The sequence below is a fragment of the Bartonella sp. AC70YNML genome (assembly GCF_042196545.1).
Taxonomy (GTDB): Bacteria; Pseudomonadota; Alphaproteobacteria; order Rhizobiales; family Rhizobiaceae; genus Bartonella.
In genome coordinates, this window is sequence record NZ_JBHIQK010000053.1 from 1 (window position 1) to 802 (window position 802).

The 802-nt window shown below is 38.0% G+C and carries 1 protein-coding gene; it reads right to left on the reverse strand.

Features of this window, described 5'->3' with window-relative positions; all coding sequences use genetic code 11:
- Positions 1 to 121: 121 nt before the first annotated feature.
- A partial coding sequence (locus ACFIMU_RS08705) for a hypothetical protein (RefSeq protein ID WP_375697037.1) occupies positions 122 to 802 on the reverse strand: 681 nt, incomplete at its 5' end.

Consider the following 802-nt stretch of genomic DNA (forward strand, 5'->3'; position numbering starts at 1 on the left):
TACACGCGTTTCATTTGTGAGTGCAAACTTCTTTTGCATGAGCACAATTCCTTTATAGAGATTTAAATTTTTAAATGAGATGTTTAAAGGAGGGCGCCCCCGCCGCGCCCGCGCGTGTCATTTACGCAGCATCACTTTCATATTCGCTGTCATTATCATCGTCATAATACCCTTCAAAATCAGCATAATACTCATGACGATAATAATCATCTTCGCTCCCAAACTCAGGATATGCATCATCACAGATATCTTCATTAGCTGTTAAAGAGGCATTGCTATGAATATATGAAGAACCAGAGATAAGAGCATCACAAATAACGGCATCATCAAAAACACGTGATTCATCACAAATGTAAGCAGAGCCACTTATTTTTGCATTGCCTCCGACATGAGCATCATCACAAATGACAGCATTATCAGAAATATGAGCATGATCAGTGACACGGGCGTTATCATAAATTTGTGCATTGCCTTCAATTACAACGGCGTTGCTAGCATGCGCATTACCAGACAGCTTTGCATTGTCCTTTAATGTCATACCTTCAAAAATAGCATTCCCATAAATTTGAGCATTACCATAGACATCAACAAAAAAGCTTTTTACTTTAGCATTTCCAAAGACGCGTGCATTTTGAAAGACCCGAGCTTTATTATACACCCAGCAATTACCTTCATGAGAGAGATTATCTTCACTTTCAATATAGCCACCGAAGTCACCTTTTTTCACATCATCAAAATCTCTTAAGGCTCTAATTCGAGTTAAGAAATGACCATCGATATATTCACAATCATCAATAAATTC